Source organism: Alphaproteobacteria bacterium (genome assembly GCA_015231795.1).
Taxonomy (GTDB): Bacteria; Pseudomonadota; Alphaproteobacteria; order Rhodospirillales; family WMHbin7; genus WMHbin7.
In genome coordinates this window covers 31,168-51,894 of sequence record JADGAX010000001.1, presented here as the reverse complement: position 1 = coordinate 51,894, position 20,727 = coordinate 31,168, and the positions used below count along the sequence as shown (strand labels likewise).

The 20,727-nt window shown below is 59.5% G+C and carries 18 protein-coding genes; 2 read left to right on the top strand and 16 right to left on the bottom strand.

The features are described from left to right. Nucleotides 1–37: 37 nt before the first annotated feature. The 8 genes from HQL44_00215 to erpA all read right to left on the bottom strand — a co-directional run bounded on the left by HQL44_00215 (nucleotide 38) and on the right by erpA (nucleotide 9,572). On the bottom strand, nucleotides 38–790 hold the full coding sequence (locus tag HQL44_00215) for a triose-phosphate isomerase (protein MBF0266991.1): 753 nt from the start codon (nucleotides 788–790) through the stop codon (nucleotides 38–40). 45 nt (nucleotides 791–835) lie between these two features. Then, complete coding sequence (locus tag HQL44_00210) at nucleotides 836–2,539, bottom strand: methyl-accepting chemotaxis protein (protein MBF0266990.1); 1,704 nt, start codon at nucleotides 2,537–2,539, stop codon at nucleotides 836–838. Nucleotides 2,540–2,664: 125 nt separating this feature from the next. Continuing rightward, the gene (locus HQL44_00205; GenBank protein ID MBF0266989.1) at nucleotides 2,665–4,011 is read right to left on the bottom strand and encodes an FAD-dependent oxidoreductase; all 1,347 of its coding nucleotides are present in this window, start codon (nucleotides 4,009–4,011) and stop codon (nucleotides 2,665–2,667) included. Nucleotides 4,012–4,020: 9 nt separating this feature from the next. Continuing rightward, nucleotides 4,021–4,590, bottom strand: a complete 570-nt coding sequence (locus HQL44_00200) for a c-type cytochrome (GenBank protein ID MBF0266988.1) — start codon at nucleotides 4,588–4,590, stop codon at nucleotides 4,021–4,023. A gap of 11 nt (nucleotides 4,591–4,601) precedes the next feature. Further along, nucleotides 4,602–6,557 carry a cytochrome C gene (locus HQL44_00195; GenBank protein MBF0266987.1) on the bottom strand — a complete coding sequence of 652 codons (1,956 nt, stop codon included), beginning with the start codon at nucleotides 6,555–6,557 and terminating at the stop codon, nucleotides 4,602–4,604. Nucleotides 6,558–6,666: 109 nt separating this feature from the next. Next, nucleotides 6,667–8,412, bottom strand: a complete 1,746-nt coding sequence (locus HQL44_00190) for a PhnD/SsuA/transferrin family substrate-binding protein (protein ID MBF0266986.1) — start codon at nucleotides 8,410–8,412, stop codon at nucleotides 6,667–6,669. Continuing rightward, on the bottom strand, nucleotides 8,409–9,191 hold the full coding sequence (gene xth, locus HQL44_00185) for an exodeoxyribonuclease III (protein MBF0266985.1): 783 nt from the start codon (nucleotides 9,189–9,191) through the stop codon (nucleotides 8,409–8,411). Before xth ends, HQL44_00190 begins: the two co-directional genes overlap by 4 nt. Before the next feature lie 36 nt (nucleotides 9,192–9,227). Continuing rightward, nucleotides 9,228–9,572: an iron-sulfur cluster insertion protein ErpA gene (erpA, locus tag HQL44_00180; protein ID MBF0266984.1), complete on the bottom strand. Its 345-nt coding sequence runs from the start codon at nucleotides 9,570–9,572 to the stop codon at nucleotides 9,228–9,230. Nucleotides 9,573–9,705: 133 nt separating this feature from the next. Between erpA and HQL44_00175 the strand changes: the two genes are divergently transcribed. Then, nucleotides 9,706–10,338: an ABC transporter substrate-binding protein gene (locus HQL44_00175; protein ID MBF0266983.1), complete on the top strand. Its 633-nt coding sequence runs from the start codon at nucleotides 9,706–9,708 to the stop codon at nucleotides 10,336–10,338. A gap of 8 nt (nucleotides 10,339–10,346) precedes the next feature. On the opposite strand, the gene HQL44_00170 is transcribed toward HQL44_00175, so the two are convergent. From HQL44_00170 to HQL44_00160, 3 genes are all read right to left on the bottom strand, one after another. Next, nucleotides 10,347–12,896: an MMPL family transporter gene (locus HQL44_00170; GenBank protein MBF0266982.1), complete on the bottom strand. Its 2,550-nt coding sequence runs from the start codon at nucleotides 12,894–12,896 to the stop codon at nucleotides 10,347–10,349. A 72-nt stretch (nucleotides 12,897–12,968) separates the two neighbouring features. After that, nucleotides 12,969–13,451, bottom strand: coding sequence for a DUF192 domain-containing protein (locus HQL44_00165; protein MBF0266981.1), 483 nt, complete (start codon nucleotides 13,449–13,451; stop codon nucleotides 12,969–12,971). A 489-nt stretch (nucleotides 13,452–13,940) separates the two neighbouring features. Then, the gene (locus tag HQL44_00160; protein MBF0266980.1) at nucleotides 13,941–14,855 is read right to left on the bottom strand and encodes a LysR family transcriptional regulator; all 915 of its coding nucleotides are present in this window, start codon (nucleotides 14,853–14,855) and stop codon (nucleotides 13,941–13,943) included. A gap of 115 nt (nucleotides 14,856–14,970) precedes the next feature. Between HQL44_00160 and HQL44_00155 the strand changes: the two genes are divergently transcribed. Further along, nucleotides 14,971–15,810, top strand: a complete 840-nt coding sequence (locus HQL44_00155; GenBank protein ID MBF0266979.1) for a sigma-70 family RNA polymerase sigma factor — start codon at nucleotides 14,971–14,973, stop codon at nucleotides 15,808–15,810. Nucleotides 15,811–15,896: 86 nt separating this feature from the next. Here HQL44_00155 and HQL44_00150 read toward each other — a convergent pair whose 3' ends face one another. From HQL44_00150 to HQL44_00130, 5 genes are all read right to left on the bottom strand, one after another. Then, nucleotides 15,897–17,264, bottom strand: coding sequence for a sigma-54-dependent Fis family transcriptional regulator (locus HQL44_00150; GenBank protein MBF0266978.1), 1,368 nt, complete (start codon nucleotides 17,262–17,264; stop codon nucleotides 15,897–15,899). Nucleotides 17,265–17,289: 25 nt separating this feature from the next. Next, nucleotides 17,290–18,606 carry a PAS domain-containing protein gene (locus tag HQL44_00145; protein MBF0266977.1) on the bottom strand — a complete coding sequence of 439 codons (1,317 nt, stop codon included), beginning with the start codon at nucleotides 18,604–18,606 and terminating at the stop codon, nucleotides 17,290–17,292. 32 nt (nucleotides 18,607–18,638) lie between these two features. Then, nucleotides 18,639–19,301 carry a molecular chaperone TorD family protein gene (locus HQL44_00140; protein ID MBF0266976.1) on the bottom strand — a complete coding sequence of 221 codons (663 nt, stop codon included), beginning with the start codon at nucleotides 19,299–19,301 and terminating at the stop codon, nucleotides 18,639–18,641. Nucleotides 19,302–19,709: 408 nt separating this feature from the next. Then, nucleotides 19,710–20,132: a hemerythrin family protein gene (locus HQL44_00135; GenBank protein ID MBF0266975.1), complete on the bottom strand. Its 423-nt coding sequence runs from the start codon at nucleotides 20,130–20,132 to the stop codon at nucleotides 19,710–19,712. A 71-nt stretch (nucleotides 20,133–20,203) separates the two neighbouring features. After that, nucleotides 20,204–20,626 carry a PaaI family thioesterase gene (locus tag HQL44_00130; protein ID MBF0266974.1) on the bottom strand — a complete coding sequence of 141 codons (423 nt, stop codon included), beginning with the start codon at nucleotides 20,624–20,626 and terminating at the stop codon, nucleotides 20,204–20,206. Nucleotides 20,627–20,727: the final 101 nt, after the last annotated feature.

The window sequence follows — 20,727 nt, the reverse complement described above, 5'->3', positions numbered from 1 at the left end:
TACCCCGATCCGGCTTTGGCTAGGGGTTTGTGCGAATTCAGGGACAAGCCGTTGCGATAGCCCAGAAATCTTCGACTTTCAGGCTGGCGCCGCCGATCAAACCGCCGTCCACGTCGGGCAAAGCCAGCAATTCCTTGGCGTTCGAGGGCTTCATCGAGCCGCCATACAGGATTCGCACCCCTTGGCCCAGGCCCGACTCGCGCCGGATCATGGCATGGACCTCCTGAACCTCCTCCAGGGTCGGCGTGCGACCGGTGCCGATGGCCCAGACGGGTTCATAGGCGATGACGACCTTTTCAGCCGCGCCGCCATCGGGCAGCGAGCCTTTCAACTGACCGGCCACGATCTCGAGCGTTTTGCCCGAATCGCGCTGGGCCTCGGTCTCTCCCACGCAGACGATGGGCGTCAGATTGGCGACAAGGGCCGCCTGGGCCTTGGCCTTGACCAGAGCGTCCGATTCGCCATGATCGGCGCGGCGCTCGGAATGGCCCAGGATAACGTAACGGCACCCCAGATCGGTCAGCATCTGGGCCGACACGTCGCCAGTATGGGCGCCTGAAACCTTGGGGTGGCAATCCTGACCGCCCACGGCGACCGGCGAACCGGCCACGGCGCGCACAGCCTCGACCAGCAGCGTGAAAGGGGGGCAGATCAGGATGTCGCACTTGTGGCTGCGAGGCTTGGCCAATTCGGCCACGCCGGCGGCCAGGGCCACGCCATCGGCCAACAGGCCGTTCATCTTCCAGTTTCCGGCGATCAGCTTGCGGCGCATGGTCCATCCCTCGCTCATGTTGCAAAGGCTGGATAGCACGTCTGGCCGCCGTTTTCCAGGAGATCAGGCGCTTTTCACCGCATCCAGGAAGTGGCGTACCGCTTGGCTCAGATGGTCGGACTGTTCGGACAGGTCACGAGCCGCCGTCAGAACCGACGATGCGGCCTCGCCGGTCTGCCCCGCCGCCTCCTGAACGCCGGTCACATTGTCGGTCACTTCGCGGGTTCCCGCCGCCGCCTGCTCGACATTGCGGGCGATTTCATTGGTGGCCGCCGATTGCTCCTCCATGGCGCTGGCGATGCCAGAGGCGATCTCGCCGATCTGATTGATGACGCCGACGATCCCCTGAATGGCCTGAGCCGCCTGCTGGGTCTGCTGTTGCACGGAAGCGATCTGCAACGTGATTTCGTCGGTCGCCTTGGCGGTTTGATTGGCCAGGCTTTTGACCTCGTTGGCGACCACGGCGAATCCCTTGCCCGCCTCGCCCGCCCTGGCCGCCTCAATCGTCGCGTTCAAGGCCAGCAAATTGGTCTGGCTGGCGATGTCGTTGATCAGATGCACCACTTCGCCGATGCGGCTGGCGGCTTCCGTAAGGCCGTTCATGATTTCCTGCGTCTTGCCCGCCTCTTCCATGGCCTGGGCGGAAATGCGCGAACTGGTCGTCACCTGACGGGTGATTTCGTCGATCGAACTGGACAATTCCTCGGCCGCCGCCGCCACGGTCTGCACATTCGTGCTGGCCTCCTCGGCCGCCGCCGAAACCGCCGTCGCCTGACGGCTGGTTTGATCGGCGGTCGCCGACAGTCCCTGCGCCGTCACATTCATCTGCCGGGCCGCACCCGACACCGCCTGCACGCGTCCCGTGGCCTCTTGATCGAAACCGGCGGTGATGGTCTCGATATGTTTGGCGCGCTGTTCTCTGGCGGCCCGTTGGGTTTCCTGCTCGGCTTCAAGCTCGCGCTGGCGCGCCAGATTCGAACGGAAAATATGCATGGCCTTGGCCATGGCGCCGATTTCATCCTGGCGCTGGCTGTCCGGAATGGTGACGGACAGATTGCCGCCCGCCAACTGATCCATGGCGGAGGTCATCTGCACCAAGGGTGGCACGATGGAACGCGAGGTGATCCAGGCGATGACGCCCGCCAGGCCCAGCCCCAGCAGCAGCGATATCCAGGCAACCCAGTTCAACTGCGAGACCATGGAAGCCACCGCCCCGGTATCGGCTTCCAGCAGCCTGCGCTGGTCGGCAACGATGCCGCCTGTCCTTTTCCCGCCGCTATCCCTTTCTCCGTCGATCAGATCGACCAGCTTGGCCACCCTGGGCAGGGCGCGTTCGGTCAATACGCCAAGCGCCCCCTTGGGATCGGTCGCCGACAAGGCCTCGGCATCGTCCTGCGCCTGGCGCAGATCGGCCAACAAGGACTTGGCCGAAGCCCACATCTCGGCGTTTTTCTTGTTGGTGAAGCGAACGGCCAGCTTGTCCATCTCGCCGCTAAGAACCGTCATCGTCGCCCAGGCTTCGGCGCGTCCATCCTTGAACTGCTGGTTGCCGGTCAGCATATAGCCACGCAAAGCGGCCAAGGAAACGTAAAGCTGCGTCTTGATCGAGGAACTGGTCTCGGCGACCGGCATGCGCAATGTGTACATGCGTTCGCTGGCTGTATCGATCTGGCGGACCTCATAGACGACAAAGCCGGTGACCAAGCCCAAGAGAAGGCATAAGACGCCGAAACCGATCCACAAACGCTTCCCGATCCCAAAATTCATTGCCGTATCCTTTTCCTGGCACAGTTTTTATTGAGTGTAAAAACTATACTCGGAAGACCCCGTCATCTTTGATGACGGTCAAGACAATGAAAATTAGAACGAACGCATCAACCCTGATTCATTGATCATGAAAAGCCGTCGGACAGGATGTTGCGCAACCAGCCGTCGGCATAATCCACTTCCATCTTGCGGTAGATACGTGGGACCGGGCGCGGCGCTTCCTTGGTGCCGAAAGTCACCGGCGATATGCCGCTGCCTTCCTTGATATAGACCCACTGCCCGTTCTCAACCCGGAACAGATGCACGACCGAGAAACCCCAATCATGGGCCACCACGCTGTAGCAGGTGTTGGTATAGATGGGCGTCGGCGCCGGTTGGCCGTTGATCTTCGCCACAAGGCTGGCGGCCACGATCTTGGCCTGGGAATTGGCCATATGCGCCGATTTCGGAAAAGCGTTGTTGCCGGCCAAGTCGCCGCCCACGCAGGCGTCGCCGATGACATAGACATCCTTGTGGGCCGTCGATTCCATATTCTCGGGCTTAACGGCGCACCAGGCGTCCTTGAAATTGGCCAGTCCCGCGTCGCGGGCAATCTTGCCTGCGCGATGCGGCGGAATGACATTGATGACATTGCCTTTGAACTCGTCGAAACCGTTCAGGCAGACCATGGCGCCGGGATCGACCTGTTCAACCTTGCCGCCATTGGCCGCCGCCACCCATTCGATCATGCCGCCCTGGCCATAACCGTAAAGCGCCTTCCAGGCTTCTTCGAACAGGGGGCGCTTGGAGAAGCTATCGTTGGAATCGAGAATCAGGATTTTGGACTTTTTCTTGCCGTGATGCTGGCAATACATCGCCACCTGGGCGGCGCGCTCGTAAGGGCCGGGCGGGCAGCGAAACGGCCCCTTGGGCACGACGATGATGAAACGGCCGCCATCGGGCATGGCCTCAAGCTGCTGCTTCAACAGCAAAGTTTGCGGTCCGGCCTTCCAAGCGTGCGGCAAGCGCGTTTCCGAAATCTCGGCGGTCAGCCCCTTGAAGGCGCCATAGTCGAAATCGACGCCGGGGGCCATCACCAGGGCGTCATAGGAAAAGCTGTTGCCTTCCGCCGTGCTCACCTTCTTGCCGACGGGATCGACCTGGGTCACCTCATTGTGCACGACCTGAACGCCGCGACGCGCCAACCCCTGATAACCTGCCTGCAGGCTTTTGATGTCGCGCGACCCGGAAAGGACTTCGTTGGACAAGGGGCACGAGGTATAGCGCGTTCCCCGCTCGATCAACGTCACCTCGATGCCAGGATCGAGCATGCGCAGATAGCGGGCTGCCGTGGCGCCGCCGAAGCCGCCGCCGATAACCACGACCCGAGCTTTGACGGCTGATGCGGACCAAGCCTTGGGTACGCTAAGAACGGAAGCGCCCGCTGCGGCGGTCAAGGTCTTTAGGAAATTGCGGCGATCGATCGAGGACATGGGCTTTCCTTACTTGCTCTGAGCGCCGAAATAGCGAGCGGCGGCGGCGGCATCCGCCGGGGTCGCTTCATGGATCGCCTTTTTCATCTTGCGATGCGGCATCTTGAACTCGCCGCTACGGTATTTTTCCAGCTCGAGTTCCATATATCTCGCCCATTGGCCGTTCAGATTGGGCGCATCCACGTCGGGGTCCGATCCGGCCTTGCCGTGGCAGTCGGTGCAGATTTTGGAAACCGTCGCCAAACCCTTGTCCATCGCTTCGGGCGACGTCTTTTGCACGACCGGCGTCCAAGGCTGTTTCGCGAAATAATCGGCCAGCGCGTCGATTTCGTCGTCGCTGAAGCCTTTGACGATGCGACTCATGGTGATGGCGCTGCGCTCGTCGTATTTCCACTGTTTCATGACGCGCCGCAGGTAATCGCGCTGCAGCCCGCCGATGGAGGGCATGGAGGCGCCGGCGCTGACCCCTCCCACGCCATGGCAGTTGTTGCAGGTGCGGGCCAGGATGTTGACGTCCGTGCGCGCCTGTGCCGCGCCGGAAAGGCAGGCCAGAGCAAGAACCAGGAAAATCCTACGCATCGCTCTCTCCATCAAGGCATGGTAACGCGGCCGATAAGCACCAGGGTCAGAAGCGTCAACCCCGCCACGATCAGGACGCTGGCCGCGAAAGTCGAGGCCATGTCCACGCGACGCGAGATGCGCTTGACCAGATGCTTTTCCAACTCGCCACTGGCTTTCAGACGTTCATACTCGATCCTGTGATCGTGCTTGAATTCGTCGAGCGGAATGGCGCCGGTGAAAATGGTCGTGCTCATCGGGAAACGGCTGGGCCTGAAATGCACGTTGAAGAAATGCACCGTGTTCAGGAACACCGTCGCCAGAAGCGCTTCCTCGGCATGAACCAGAGTGGCGATGTTGAACACCCAGCCCGGCAGGAAGGAAGCCGTCAAGGTGGGCAGGAACAACACCATGCCGGAAACGCCGATGATGGCGGCACCCCAGAACGGCGCCCAGTAGTCGAACTTCTGCCAATAGGTCCAGCGGTCGAATTCCGGGCGCGGCCCCAGACCGAAGAACCAGCGGAACATGTTCAGCACGTCATGCACGTCCTTCATGTTGGGCAGCATCGACGAATAGCCGAACCACTTGAAGGTTTTGCGGTTGCGCCAGATGTTGACGCAAGCGATGGCGAGATGGACCAGGAAAATAGAGATCCAGATCGTGGCCGCGGTGCGGTGGATGATGGCTTCCGCCTTGGGGCCGCCAATGAAGGCGACGATGGTCTTAGCCCAATCCGTATGCGAGAAAAGCAGCGTGGTGCCCGTCAGCGCCAGCACCATGGTGGCGACGGCGAAAAGCAGGTGTATCCAACGCCAAGTCGCGCTGTAACGGCGGAAATAGACGGTTTCAGGCTGATCCAGATTCTCGACGTAGCCGATCCCCTTGCGCCTGTCCATCAACTCGCGATACAGCCACAACAGAACATGGCCCCAGAAGAACGCCATGACGCTGATGATCAGGGTCTGCATGAACAGATTGGCCCAGTAAAGGGCGGGATATTTCTTGGGGTCCTGGGGATTGCCATGGGCCTGGAAACTGGCGAAACCGGGCGTGACGTTCTTGTGGCAGGTTTCGCAGATCTTCAGACGGTTGTCGGCATGCAGGCGCGAGGTGGGATCGTCACTTTTCTGAATGCCGTGCCCGCCGTGACAATCGAAGCATTTGGCGGTGTTGGTGTATCCCAGCCGGTTGACCTGACCGTGATAGGAGGCCAGATAAGTTTTCTGCGCCTCTTTATGGCAATCGCCGCAATTTTGCGTGATCGCCAGCTTGACCGGATCGTTCTTGGGCGAGCCGATGGCGTGCATGGTGTGGCAATCGGAACAGACGGCCGACTTGTCGTCTTTCTTCTCGGTGATCGCCTTGCCATGAACGGATGCCAGATAGTCGGTTTTTTCCTTCACATGGCATCGCCCACAAACTTCGGGATTCTTCAGACGGTGCAAGACCCGCTGGGCCTCGCCGGGAGCGCCGATGGCGTGGGCGTCGTGGCAATCGTAGCAAGAGGCGTTGACCCTGGACTGGTCTTGTCCCCTGGGTTTGGCATGGGCCGAATGCAGATAATCCTCGGTCTGGCGCATAACCAGCCCCAAACGCTCATGCTTGGGATCAGGCGAGTCCTTGACCTTGTCCCACTCCTGCTTGTGGCAAGAAACGCAGGAAATGCTTTTAGCCAGGGGTTTGGCGTGCGGCAGCTTCACGACATCGCTATGGCAGCCGGTGCAGGCCACCTTGCCATGCACGCTCAGTTCCAGAACGCTGTTTTCTATGAAGATGTTCTGTTGGGTCCCGTCCGGACGGAGGGTGAACTTGTCTTCATGGTCGCCATGGCAGCGCAGGCAGCGACTGTTCTCAATGGCGGGCCGAATTTCCGTCGCGGCCTTGTCGATAGCCTGCCCAACAGACGTCTCGGAGGCGACGGCACTGCCCAAAAACAGCCCAGCCCACGCCAACGCAGCCAGCAACACCCTGGCATTCCACGTCATTTCGCCGTCTCCTCTCGCTCTTTCCATCCCAGGCGGCTTTTTGCGCCGCCTGTTTTTTTATGCATATAGCCTAATGGAAGGAGGTTGAACAGCCTAAGAATGTAATTTGTTACTGCCAGATCAGGACCCCATGGGTCTCCATCACGCGCTTGCAGGCATCGACGACCTCGGCATCAAAGCGAACGCCCCGCCCCTCATCGATGAAGGCCAAGGCTTTTTCCAGGGGCAGCGGGGGCCGATAGGGTCTGTGCGAACACATGGCCTCGACGATATCGGCAACGCACAAGACGCGGGATTCCAGCGGGATGTCCTCGCCAGGCTTTTGCGGATAGCCCTCGCCATCCAAGAAACGATGATGATTGAGCACGGCTTGGGCAATCGGCCAGGGCAAATCGACCGTCGACATGATGTCAAAACCGATAAGGGGGTGGCTTTTGACGATTTCGAATTCGAGATCGCTTAATGGACCTGGCCGGTTGGTGATTTCGCTAGGAACGTAAATCATGCCGATGTCATGCACCAGCCCCGCCAAATAGATGCATTCCACGACATCCGGAGCCAGTTTCATTTCCTGGGCGATGGCCTTTGCCAGAACGGCCACGCGCTGCTGATGGCCCGACATGTAGGGATCGCGCATTTCCACGGTCAAGGCGACGGCCTTTACGGTCTGGACCAGGGAAACCTTGACTCTTTGGGCTTCTTCCTTGCGGTCCAACTCGGCCTGCTTGCGCCGTTCGACCTCGGCTTCAAGGTCGCGCGTGCGCTCCGAAACCGTATGTTCCAACTGATCTCGCAGTCTTAGCATATCGAGGCGCGATTGCGCCAAGCGGCGGTTGATCATCGCCATGCCCATGGCGGCGGCGCTGAAAACCAGCAACAGCAAACCGCCGCCCATGACCCAGACGGCATGTTCTTCCAGCAGTTCCAACATGGTCTGGTTCTTGTTTAGCGCATAAGGCCCCAGTTTGTGGGCGCGCAACAGATCATGCACCGGCGCGTAATCAAGCGGCACGGTAAAGCCCTCGATACCCGCAGTCTTTTTCAGTCGCGCCCGAGGGGGCAAAGACAGCAGGGCCACGGCAACCCGCTTGGCCAATAGATCCGATGTGTTCAAGGCTTTGGCGAACGCCCATTCCGGATAGGCGCGCGTGCTGATCGCCAAGGGAAAACCTGTCGGCGTCGAGGCGAAGCGCAATACTCGCATTTCAGACGGCGCGATCCGCCCGTCTTCAATCAATTGTTCCAAAGTGCCAGTACGCACGAAAGCGGCATCGGCATTGCCTTCCTGCACGTCCATCACGGCATCTTCATAGGTCGGAGCCTGCAAGACCTTCTTGAAGAACTTTCGATCAAGACCCAGTTGCCTGAATTCCTGCATGACCGACAGCCAACCACCCAGCGCCAGTTCACCCGTCGCCGAGACGGTCCTGCCCTTCAAATCCAGGGGGGTCGTTATGTCCTTTCTGTCGGCGCGCGTCAAAACCACGCCACCCAAGCTGTGCAAGGGGCCGGATTTCGTCGAGCGCACCAGGGTGGCTAGGCGGCTGATGCCCCGGCGCACTTCCAGATCGACGTAATAGGCAGGCCCCAGAAGAAGAAAATCGACCTTGTTGTCTTGCAATTCCTTTTCCACGTCGCCGTAGCTTAAGGGGACGATGGAGAATTTCGTGCCCGCCAACGCGGTTTCCAGTTCAGCCGCCAGCGGCGACCAAGTCCGCAAGGCGTCCTCGTTGCCATTGATGGCCGCAACGCCGATGCGCACGGACTGGGGGGGAACATTCTCGTCGGCTCGGCTTGGAATGGCCACCAGCGGCAGGAAAAGCAGCAACGACAACATCCGAAGGCGAGCGATCATGGCCCATCCTCCAGGCGGCACCAAACCGGCGTATGGTCGGATGCCTTTTCCAACGCCCTGGGTTCGCGGTCGATGCCGCAGCCTTGCAGCTTGTCGACCAGCCGTGGCGACAGCAAGAAGAAGTCGATGCGCAAGCCCAGATCGCGCGGCCAAGCCCCGGCTTGATAATCCCAGAAAGTCCAGGCCCGTCTGGCGTCGGGATGGCTGAGGGAGAACGCGTCGTACAGCCCCAGATTCAACAAGGTGCGCCATTTGCGCCGCGTTTCTGGCTGCGTCAGCGCATCGTTGGCAAAAGCCTTGGGATCGTAAACGTCGTCATCCGTGGGAATGACGTTGAAATCGCCCGCCATCAGGAAGGGAACGCCCTCGGCCAGCAGCGCCTTGGCCCTGGCGATCAAACGATCCATCCAAGCCAGCTTATAGGCGAATTTCTCGGCGCCGATTGGATTGCCATTGGGAAGGTAAAGCCCAATCACCCGAATCCCCGCCACGTCCGCTTCAACGTAGCGGGCCTGGGCGTCGGCCTCGTCGCCCGGCAGGCTGGTCATGACGGGGTGAATCGGCAAACGCGACAACAGAGCCACGCCGTTATAGCTTTTCTGCCCCACCACCAGCGACTGATAGCCCAGCGAGCGGAATTCCATTTCCGGAAAACCGGAGGCCTCCGTCTTGATTTCCTGAAACAAAAGCACATCCGGACGCACCCGCCCGGTCCATTCAAGAACCAATGGCAAGCGGGCGCGAATGGAATTGACGTTCCAGGTGGCCAGCACGGGCACGGCCCCCCTCCCCTTGATCAATTATTCTAGAACGACCTAAACGGAAAAGGAATTCCCGCAACCGCAGGTCGAGGATGCGTTGGGATTGCGAAGCACGAAAGACGAACCGGACAGGTCTTCGACGAAATCGACCTCGGTCCCCCGCAACAGGTCAAGCGATGCGTCGTCGATCACGATCTGGACGCCGTGGCTTTCGAGCACCGAATCGCCTTGCTGGGTTTCGGCATCCAAGGTTATGCCGTAGGAAAATCCAGAACAGCCGCCACCCTGCACCGAAAGGCGCAATTTGAGAGCCGGATTGCCCTCGCCTTCGATCAGGATGCGGACGCGCTCGGCGGCGCTCTCGGTGAGCACAATGTCAGCCAGCCCAGTATCAACCATAGATTACCTACTCCGTCGGGGTTCTTGGATTAAAAAGCGATATTACCACGATAATATGGTACACAGGGAGGCTTTTGTCAGCACTGGGGAGCGTGCTATGAAGCTCAAAGTTTCTTTCTGGAGGCAAAACTCAATGAAACGCATTCTTGTTCTGGCCCTTCTGTCCTTTCTCCTGGCTCCCCTCACACCGGCTTTCGCCCAGTCCCTGGACCAGGCCAAGGCTGTGGTCGAAGCCCTCCATCAGACCATGCTGGAAGCGATGAAGGCCGCCCAGGCCGGTCAGGATTTCCAGGCCCGTTACGCCAAGCTGGCGCCCGCATTGGAGAAGAATTACGCCTTCTCCGAAATGGCCCGCATCGCTTCGGGAAGCCATTGGGGTTCTTTCTCCGATGACGAGAAAGCGAAAATCGTCAAAGCCTACAGCCGCATGTCGGCTTCGACCTATGCGGCGCGCCTAACGGGGTTTTCAGGCGAGCGCTTCGAGACGCTGGGCGCCGAGGCGCTGCCGCCGCCCGCCCAGGGCGTCATGATCAGCAGCCAGATCGTTCGCACTTCGGACAAACCGGTCTCCATTTCCTATCGCGTCCAGCCCTCGGCCGACGGATTTCGCATCGTCGATGTCTATTACGAAGGCTCGGTCAGCGAATTAGCCACCCAGCGTTCGCAATATCTGTCGATCCTGCGCGACAAGGGATCGGCCGGACTTCTCGCCCGTCTTGATGAATTGTCGAACCAACTGGCCGCCGGCAAGGCCGCTGGCAAGTAGCGTCCCTTTCACCTGCGCTTCCACACCTGCATCAAGGCGGGCAGGAAGAACAACGTGGCCGTCAGCACCAGCGTAAGCGCCACGGCCAGCAGGATTCCCATGTTCGACGTTCCGGGATGGCTTGAAACCGCCAGGCTTCCGAACGAGACCATGGTTGTCAGCGCCGAGAAGACAACGGCCCTGGGCGTGGTGGAAGCCAGCACGCGGGCCGTGTCCTTCTCGAGTTTTTCGCGGTAGACGAACTGAATGCCATTGGCGATGCCAAGCCCGAACAAAAGCGGCAGCACGATCACATTGGCGAAATTGAAGGGAAGATCGCCCAGCACGCTGATCGGCAGCAGCAGCAAAGCCGCCAGCAGCAAGGGGGCGAAGACCAGCGCTACATCGCGCCTGCGCCGAAGCAAGAGAACCATCAGGACCAATAGCAGCGACAGCGTCGTCAACAAGGCCTGGGCGAAAGCGCCCAGAACAGCCAGCGACGCCTCATAGATGGTGACGGGGCCGCCAGAGGCTTCGGGCGAGACCGAACGCACCGCTTCAACGAATTTGGCCAACACCTTTTGGTCGCGCATGTCGCCCTTGGGATAGGCCTTGACCTTCACCCGACCGTCGGCGGCAATTTCGTTGCGGCGCAAGTCTTCGGGAAGATCGTCGATGCCGAAAGGAGCCGCATTCATCGTCTGGCGCAAATCCAGCAGACGCTTATGCGCCCCGCCCACCACGCGCCGTTCGAACTCCGCCCTGGCCTCATGCGTGTCGGGAAGACGGTTCAAGGCAGAATAAAGCCTGACCGACACCGGGTCTTGAGATTGCCCCAAGAGGTCGATGAAATCCTGAAAAGCCTGTCGTTGCCCGACATCCGTCGGCGGCTCGAGCCGTTCATTGCCCAGCAGCGGGGTCAGGAACATGCCCGTCACCGACAAAATTTCCAGCTTGATCTCCTGGTCCTTGGGTACGTAATCGCCGATCGACGAGGCCTCCGCCACTTCTGGCAAGTCGCGCAAGCGTCTGGTCAGCTCCTTCGCCTCGGCCAGATTGGCCGCCAGAATCGTGATGCCATAGGGACCCGAACGCGGCTTGTCGGCAATGTCGAACAAGGTGGACACCGATTCCGTCCTTGGATCCTTCAAGCGCAAGGGATCGAAATCGAAACGCGTCTGCGGCAAAAAGGCCGCCCCCGCCAGCGCCAGCAGGCTCGCCACGGCCACCACGCTTTTAGGATGGCGCAACAGCAAGCCCCGTCCACCCACCTCTCGGGGCGCAGCGGGCCTCAAACGGGGCGGCCACAAGATCAGCAAGGCGGGCAGCAAGGTCAGATTGCAGATCAGGGCGATGAACATGCTTGCCCCTGCGATCAGTCCCAACTCGGCCAGGCCGATATAATCGGTCGGCAGGAAGGAAAAGAAGCCAATGGCCGCCGTCACAGCACACAAAGTCAGCGGCCCGCCGACCGTTCTAGCGGCCCACAGCACGGAAGATTGGGGATCGTCGCCGCGCTCGCGGGCCTCACGGAAGCGCAGCGCGAAGTGAATGCCGAAATCGACGCCAAGGCCGATGAACAGAACGGCGAAAGCCACGGAAATCAGATTGAGCTTGGCGACCGCCAGGGTTGCAAAGGCCGTCGAAAGAACCAATCCCGCCAGCAGCGTGACCAGCACGGATGCAACAAGTCGCATATTGCGCAGCCCCACGACCAGCAGACCAACGACAAGAAGCAAGGCGGCCCCATTCGCCCAGCCCATCCCCTCGGCAACGCTTTTCAATTCCTCGTCGGCCAAAGCGACCGAACCGGTCAGGCGCACGCGAACACCGCGCTCCGGCACCAGCATCAGGCTGCGCGCCAAGTCGCGCACCCTGTCCATCGCCGCCTTGCCGGGAGCCAGCGAGCCATTGTCCAGTTTTGGCGCCAACAAAATGAAGCGGCGCCCCGGCTTGCCGGAGGACTGGCCGCTCATCATGTTGCGCCAGGACAAGGTTTTGAAGTCCCCCTGCGCCTGCGCCTCGGCGATTTCGGCTAAGGATTCCAAGACGGGTCTTGCCGACAAGCCGGGACCAACTTGCCCTTTGCGCTCGGCTTCGACGGACAGCCCCAGGATATGGAAAAGCCCACGCAGGCTGGGATCGCGCCACAGGCTGGCAAGAAAAGGCTGCGCCTGGGCCAGCCGGTCGCTAAGTTGCTCTAGCTGTCCTGCATCCTCGTAAAGCAATCCATTGGTGCGAAAAAACGCCTCGCCTTCAATGTCTTGGACGCCGGGAAACAGGTCGCTGTGCTTGCGCAAGGCGCTGGCCAGCAGCAAGGCGGCATCGTCGGCCAAATCGGGCGTGTCGGCATCCACCACCACCAGAAGCGTGTCGTTCAGATGGGGGAAGGCCTTCGAGATATCCGCAGACAGGCGCTGGAACGGCAGATCGGGCGACAACATGCCGCTTGTGTCGGTGCGTATCTTGATGTGCGTGGCCGCCCAGTAGCCGCCCACTCCCACCAGAAGGGCGTAACCCAGGCCGACAGCCAGGGCGTGGCGAAGAACCAAGCCCACAAGCGAGGCAAGCGCGTTCATTGATTTTTCGAAGATGGCGGATGTCATGGCGCGAGCGTCATAACATCTGACGGCATGACGGACAATGCCAGATCACGGACCAAGGCCCTTGATCACCTTGTCACCGGCTTTCAAGCGAAGCCGCGAGGCCGTTCCGCCGACCAGTTCAATTACATAGCGAACCGGCTCGTCAGCCGGAATGGCAAGCAGGGAACCCGGCACCGTCCGCTCCGCGATGTTGACGATACGCCCACTTTCAACCACGAAGAACATGTCTAGCGGCAACAACGTATTCTTCATCCACATGGATATCTGCAACGTCACTTCGAAATCGAACAGCATGCCGGCGTCGGGCGCCAGTTCTCGCCGATACATCAGCCCCTTGGCGCGGCTTGCCGTGCTGGCGGCGACTTCGACCATGAAACGATGCTCCGTTCCATCCTTGCTTCGGATCACCAATTCACGAACCGGCAGGTCCTGCGAAACGGAGGGAAAGGGCGCCAGAAGAAAAAGAGCGACAAGCCCAGCATGCGCCAGCCGGGTCAGGAGGGAAATTTTTTTTAGCCAGCTCGGCATTAGGAAAAATCTCTTCTCATCCGCAGAAGGTCCGTCTTCTTAGAATTTCCCCAAACAACAACATAATGTTTGAGGACATTACCATTCCAACCCGCCGAGAGCATGAAAAAACGCACAGAACCGCCACCGGTCGGATTTGCATCGAATTTTATGAAAATGCATTATTAAATAATAATGTTATTGTTTCAAATCACTAAAGGATGATTTGCCTGTTTCCACAAATCAAAATTTGAAGTATTTTTTAAACCAGAAGATGGCAGTTGGTATTCCTCTGATTTGTACTAAGTCCAAATCAAAATCAGCCAACGAAGTCATTGCGAGATGTCGGCACAAGGTGCCGTGGTGGTGGGGAAAAGGATCGGACCAAGCGCTGTTGGCGCGCCCCAACCCACACAGAGAAGACGGTAGACGGGTAACCCCCCACCCCCCATCCGTCACCGTCCCAAGGAACGCCGCGCCCCCGACGCGGCGTTCCGCTTTTTAGGCGGCTTAAGATACGGCCTGAACCGAAGTGGGAAGCACCTGACGCAAGAGTTCCGCCAGTTCCATGAACGTCTCGGCCCTGGGATCGGTGCGCCGCCAAGCCAGATCGATTCTGCGGCAGGGGGCTGGAGCCATAAATGGGCGCATGGCGATCTGCGGATCGTCCAACGCCTCGGCCGTCACATAAAGGGCGGGAAGCAGGCAAGGCCCCAGGCCCGAGGCCACCATCTGGCGCAAAGTATCCAAGCTGGTCGCCTTGAAATCTGGATGTTCCTTGGCGCCGTTGGCGCGGCAAAGCCCCAACCCGATATCGCGCAACCCGTCGCCATCGCGCTCGAACAAGACCAACGACAAACCGGCCAGATCCGATGGACGCACCTTCTCTTTGGCGCCCAGGGGATGATCGGCTGGCAAGGCCAGCCAGAGCGGCTCGTTGAACAAGGGAGTCGAGATGCGCCCCTCTCCGTCCAAGGGTCCCAGCCCCATGACCAGATCCATCTCACCGCTGGCCAGTTCGGCCAAGTGCCGCTCAAGCCGCTCTTCTCGCAGATAAAGGCGCAGGCTTTGATATCTGGCTTTCAAGTTCGGCAAGACGTGGGGCAGCAGATACGGACCCAGGGTCGGCGCCACGCCAATTCTGAGCAGCCCCTCCAACGGTGACGCGAAGGCGCGGGCCGAAGCCTCGAAATCGGTCACTCCGGCCAAAATGGCCCTGGCCCGCTCGGCCAAGGCGCGACCGGCGGCGGTGAACACCACCCGGCGCTTGGTCCGTTCGACCAGCATGATGCCGAGATGCGCCTCAAGCGATTGAATTTGCGTGCTCAACGCCGGCTGCGTGACGTGCACGCGTTCAGCCGCCTTGCGAAAATGTTCCGTATCGGCCAGGGCCACCAAGGCCCGCAACTGTCTGATGCTGAGCATGTCGTATTGATACTATTTTCTTATTAATACATCAATATAAATTAATTGGACCAATCACAGTATCCAAGCCATCCTTTCATCCGTTCCCAGCAAGGAACTGAGCTAGGAGATTGTGATGTCCTATCCCTATGAGGCCTCGTTGACCGCGGAAGAAGAAACGCTTCTGTCCCGTCGCTGGCTGTCTTGCCGAGACCCTAAGGCTGCCGAGCGCATCGTGAAGGCTTTTCAGCCCTTGGTGCGCGCCCAGGCGCGCCGGTTCCAAAACAACGCGCTGCTGCTCGACGATCTGGTCGGCGAAGGCAATCTGGGCTTGATGCGCGCCTTGGACAAGTTCGACCCCGAGCGCGGCGTGCGTTTCGCCACCTACGCCACTTGGTGGGTCCGCGCCGCCCTGCTCGACCATGTGCTGAAGAATTTCTCGGCCCTGTCCATTTCCGCCAGCGAGGTCCATAAGCGGCTGTTCTTCAAACTGGGCGGCTTGAAGGCCGAACTGATGCCCGGACGCTCTGGCCCGCTGCCGCGCGAACTGGCGATCGAAGCGGCCAAGCGCCTGGATGTGTCCCTGGAAACGCTGGAGGAAGTCGACTCGCTGCTGTCCAGGCCCATGCGCTCGCTTGACGAGCCGGTGGGCCATGAAGAAGACAGCGCCAGCCTTGGCGATCTGATGGCCGACCCAGGCCTTGATCCCGAGGCGCTGGCGATGGCGGGGCAGGAAAGCGAACAGCGTCGCCAATTGCTCAAAGAGGCCCTGGCCACTTTGTCCGAACGCGAGCGCCATATCGTGGCCGGACGCCATTTGAGCGACCAGCCGCAAAAGCTGGAGGCCTTCGCCCGCTTCTACGGCATTTCGCGCGAACGCGTGCGTCAGATCGAAAATGCCGCCCTCGCCAAGCTGCGCAAACTGATCACGGCGGCTGCCCGCAAACCGCGCCCGGCGGCCCTGCAAGGAACTTGATTTAGCAGTGAGTACGTTAGCTCCCTCCACTTTGGGGCGGCAGGCAACTGCCGCCCCATTTTTTAGGGGAAGCGGCTCATTCGATTTCAGACGATCTGCTCGAGGCCGAATTTCTGGATCAAACGGTAGGTGTTGCGCTCGCTGATGCCCAGCACCCTGGCCACGCGGGCGCGATGCCCGGCATGGCGCTCGAGCAAATCGGCCAGATAGGCTCTTTTGATGTCTTCCAACGTCGGTTCTTGTCCAAGGCTCAGGAAAAAACCATTCGACGTGGGCTGGCTGGATGGCGAGGGAATTGATCCAAGATCGCTGGGCAGGGCCAGATGCCGCTCGTCGATCTCAGGCGAATTTCCCGACAGGATGATGGCGCGCTCGACCACGTTCTTCAGCTCGCGGATGTTGCCCGGCCAGGAATAGGCCTCAAGGCGGGAAAGCGCCGTCGGCGCCAGCACTTTCTCGACCCGGCGCGAGAAATCGTGATTGCTGATGAAATGCGCCGCCAGCAAAGCGATGTCGCCCTGTCTGTCGCGCAGGGGCGGCACCGTAATGACGAAGGCGTTCAGGCGATAGAACAAGTCGGATCTGAACTGACCGCTGGTCGCCATCTGGGACAGGTCGCGATTGGTGGCGGCGACGATTCGCACATTGGCGACATGGTCGCGGGTACCGCCGACGCGTCTGAAACGTCCGGTTTCCAGAACGCGCAGCAATTTGGCCTGCACGGCGCCTTCGATTTCACCGATCTCGTCCAGAAACAGCGTACCTTCGATGGCGCCCTCGATCAGGCCGTTCTTCTGACGGTCAGCACTGGTGAATGATCCCTTTTCATGGCCAAACAATTCCGATTCGAAAAGGTGCTTTTGCAGCGTGCAGCAATCGACGGCGACGAAGTTGCGCGAAGACCGGCTGGATCTTTCATGGATAGCATTGGCCACCAGCTCCTTGCCGACGCCGCTTTCGCCCTGAATCAGCACGGTCATGTCGCTGGCGGCCACGGCGTCGATCAAGCGGTTGACGTCCGATAAGGCGGGCGAGTTGCCGACCATGGGGGTCGCGTGCGACATCCGGCTTTTCAAGAAGCGATGTTCGCGACGGATCGCGGCGTTCTCAAGCGCTCGCTTCACCACCACTTCCAACTCGTCGATATTGACTGGCTTGACCAGATATTCCGCGGCTCCGTTCTTGATCGCGCTGACCGCATTCTCGACCGAAGCGAAAGCGGTCAGCATCACGATGGGGAATTGGTTGTTGAGGCGCGCCAGAAGCTCGATCCCGTCCGCGTCGGGAAGCCTGCAATCCAGGATCAACAGATCCGGCTCATTCTCATCGATGAAGATTTCCGCCTCGCTCCAGCGCGTGCGCCCCGCCACGTCATAGCCGAAGCGCTCAAGCTGATCGACCAGCAGGCGGTTTAAAATCTTGTCGTCTTCTAGAACCAGAATGCGCTGACGCATCGGCATCCCCAATGATGATGGATTTTCACAGCAAGCCCGGTCTGGGCAGGCGCACGATGAACTTGGCCCCGCCGCCCGGCCAACTGACGGCGTGAATGGCGCCGCCGGACCGCTCGACGATGCCCTTGCAGATGGTCAGGCCGATTCCGGAACCAGAGACGCCATCGGCCCGTGATGAAAAGAAGGGCTGAAAGATGCGGCTCATCATCTCGGGCTTGATGCCGATTCCGTTGTCGGCCACCTCGATATCCACCCATTTGTCGTCGGCGCTGGCCGAGACGGACAGTTTGCCGCCATCCGGCATGGCGTGAAACGCATTCTGAAACAGGTTGAGCATGACCATCCTGAAATCGCCATCGGCGGCCATGACCGACAATTCCTTGGCGGGCAGATTCAACGAGACCTCGATATTGTTTTTCTCCGCCTCGAATGACAGAAGCGACACGGTTTCCTCGATGGCGGTGCGCAAGGGAACGATTTGCAACTGCCCACTTTGATTGACCGAGAGTTTCAAAAGCCGGGTGGTGACGTCTATGCATTTGTCCACCTGGCTATCGACCAACCTTAGATAATCCATCAGACTGTCGATATTGACCCGCCCCGCCTCGCCCTGCTTGATCAGGCTTTGCAGGGCTAGGCGCACCGATGCCAGGGGATTGCGGATTTCATGGGCGACGCCGGCGGCCAACTGGCCGATCGCCGACAATTTCTGCTCGTGCGAGAATCGGATGTCGCTAGCCAGATCGCGAATCGATTCCACCACCAACAAACGGCCATCCGAGGCGACCAGGGGGGCCGCATGCACCTCGACATGGCGGTCCTGGCCTCCCTTCAGGCGAATCACTTGCACGGTCTTCACCGGCAATCCATTGACCGCGATTTCATGCAGGGGACAGGTGATCAATGTTGGCGCGCAAGGTTCGCTGCGCCCGTGGCTGGACTCGTAGCAACGTTTTCCCAGCTCGTTGCCGGGTTCGATTCCCAACATGCGCGCATAGGCCTTGTTGGCCATCAGAATCGTGCCGTCCGAGGCCAGAACGCGAACGCCGTCTGGATCGGCATCGATCAGCGCTTGCAGAAATCCCTCTTGTTCCTTCAGCCGCTCGAGCGTGCCCTTCAGGTGATCCGCCATCGCGTCGAAGGATTGGCCCAGAAGTTCCAACTCACCGGTTCCCGCAGGCCTGACGCGTGCCGACAAATCGCCGCCCAGGATGGCCCGGCTGGCCGCATCGATGTCTCTCAGAGGCTGCAAGGCTTGCCTGCGGGACAAACGCCAAGCGACGGCGAAGGCAATGGCCGCCGCAATGAAAGCGCTAAGGGGAATCAACCAGACTGGCGCCATTGATCGTCAATTCCTTGTGATTGGCCTTGAGCTTAGGCCGGAACTGACAAAATGTCACCCTCGACTTTCCCCAGCGCATCCTCCAAGGCGGGAAGATAGGCACCCAGCAGATGCGCCAGCCCCTGGTAAAATGGCGTGGCGCTCATCTCGAGCATGGCTGAGGAAAACTGCGGAACCCAGGCAATCAAATGCGTCGTCAGGAACCGCCGGGACGATCCCAGCATTTGCGCTGGTGGCTGCTTCTCGTCGTCCAGCAGATGGGCGAGAAAGCCAAGCTCGAAGGCCAGTGTATCGGGCGGACGCTGCAGCCGGTCGGCAATTGAGTAGCCGTGGCGCTCATAAAACGCCTCAACCATTTCCCGGCGCTGAAAACCGCTTTCAGTAAACCAATAGCTTTCCGTGGCGAAATCTTTGCGTTCGCGTGACATGAAGATGTTTGTGTAATCCAAAGCCAGTTCATCGCGGCCCTGGCGCGCGCCCACATCGGGCAAGGCGTTGACGGCCATCGATAAAAGCTGGATCCCACGATCAGAGGCCGCATCTTGCAAAGAAAGCCCGAGTCCTTGGGGGTAGCGGCTGACGCGCAGCCACTCCAACAGGGGGCGATCAAGTTCGGCGGCCATCAGGCGAGAGAAAAGAGCCAGATCTTCAACAGCAACCCGGCGAAAGTCATTAAAGGCTTTTTTGTTGTTCAAACAAGTCTCCTGCCTTTGCGGCATTAGGCAAGCAACCAGCCCCTTTTGCGATGGCGGGGCGCACGGCGAACGAAGTATGGGTCGTGACTCCCATCATCCACTCGCACATGACGCCCCGTTCCGGTCGCGAAGCAATCCCTTGCCCACAATCCCCCACAGGGGAGCAACTCGAACCGGCAACGCTGTCGCGTAGCCGTTCCTTTTCCCTTCTTTGAGGACTGCGGCTCCCGAAGCCAATGACCTCAATTACTTTGTACATAGCAAATCATGTGCCACCAGCACCCACGAATCACAAGATGTATAGAATCAATGAGATATGAACAAATACAGCCAAAGACGACCATGACAAGCTGACAGATATCGCCAGACTGTCAAAAATGTCGTGCCATTTTGTCTGATCCGATAACCTCAAAGGTGAGGCTTGGCGACGCCCTTCTCGATGAAGAAGTCGCGGAAGGCCATATCGACATCCAGGATGTGGAAATACAGCCAGAAATGAAGAAAGGCCAACAGTTCGTTGCCGATGGCGGCACCCTCGCCCGCTTCGAAGCGCTTGCGGATGTCGTAAACTTTTGTTTTCAGGGAATCGTGTTCGGCCTTATGGGCTGGCGTCTCGGGATAGCCATACTGGTTCATCAGCGCTTCTTCGCGCTTGAAATGGTAATCGGTGTAATCGACCAGTACGGCCAGCACCGGACCGATCGACATGTCGCCCTTGCCGGACGCGAAAGCATCGTGAAGCTGGCTGATCAAGTCGGCAAGAATCCGATGATCCCGGTCGACATCCTCGATGCCCGTATCGAACTTATCTTGCCAGGTGAAATAGGACACTGTCTTGCACGTCCCGCATTTTACGAATGTTCAATAGGTTAGCCGCCATTCCAGTTCAGGGCAAGCCATCTTCAGTCCCGATTGGGCGGAATGGAATAGGTTCCCGTGGCATGAGCCACCAATTCATTGTCGTCTTCGGAAAACAGGCTGACCTCCATGACGGCCAGACGCTTGCCAAGCTTGATGCTGCTGCCCACGGCAAGAATCCCGGTATTGGCGGGTTTCCTGAGGAAATTGATGTTGAAATTGGTCGTGACCGCCAAAGCCACGCGTCCGATCTGGCTTAGCACCACGCCATACATGCAGGCATCGGCCAGCGCCATCAAGGCTGGTCCCGCGATTGTGCCGCCAGGGCGGATCAGCTCGGGACTATAGGCCATGCGCATATGGCAATTGCCTGGGCCGAGAGACAGGGCCTTCATACGGAAAATCTCGACCAGGGGCAGTTCGGCATCCAACAGGGCCTGGAACTCGTCCAATGCGATTCGGGACATGCATTCCTCGCTTTTGTTTCAAACTGACCGCGCAAGGATTGCTCCTTGAAGCGGGCCAGGGCAAGAGGCACATTGGTGGAAACGGCGCACAGCCCCAAGAT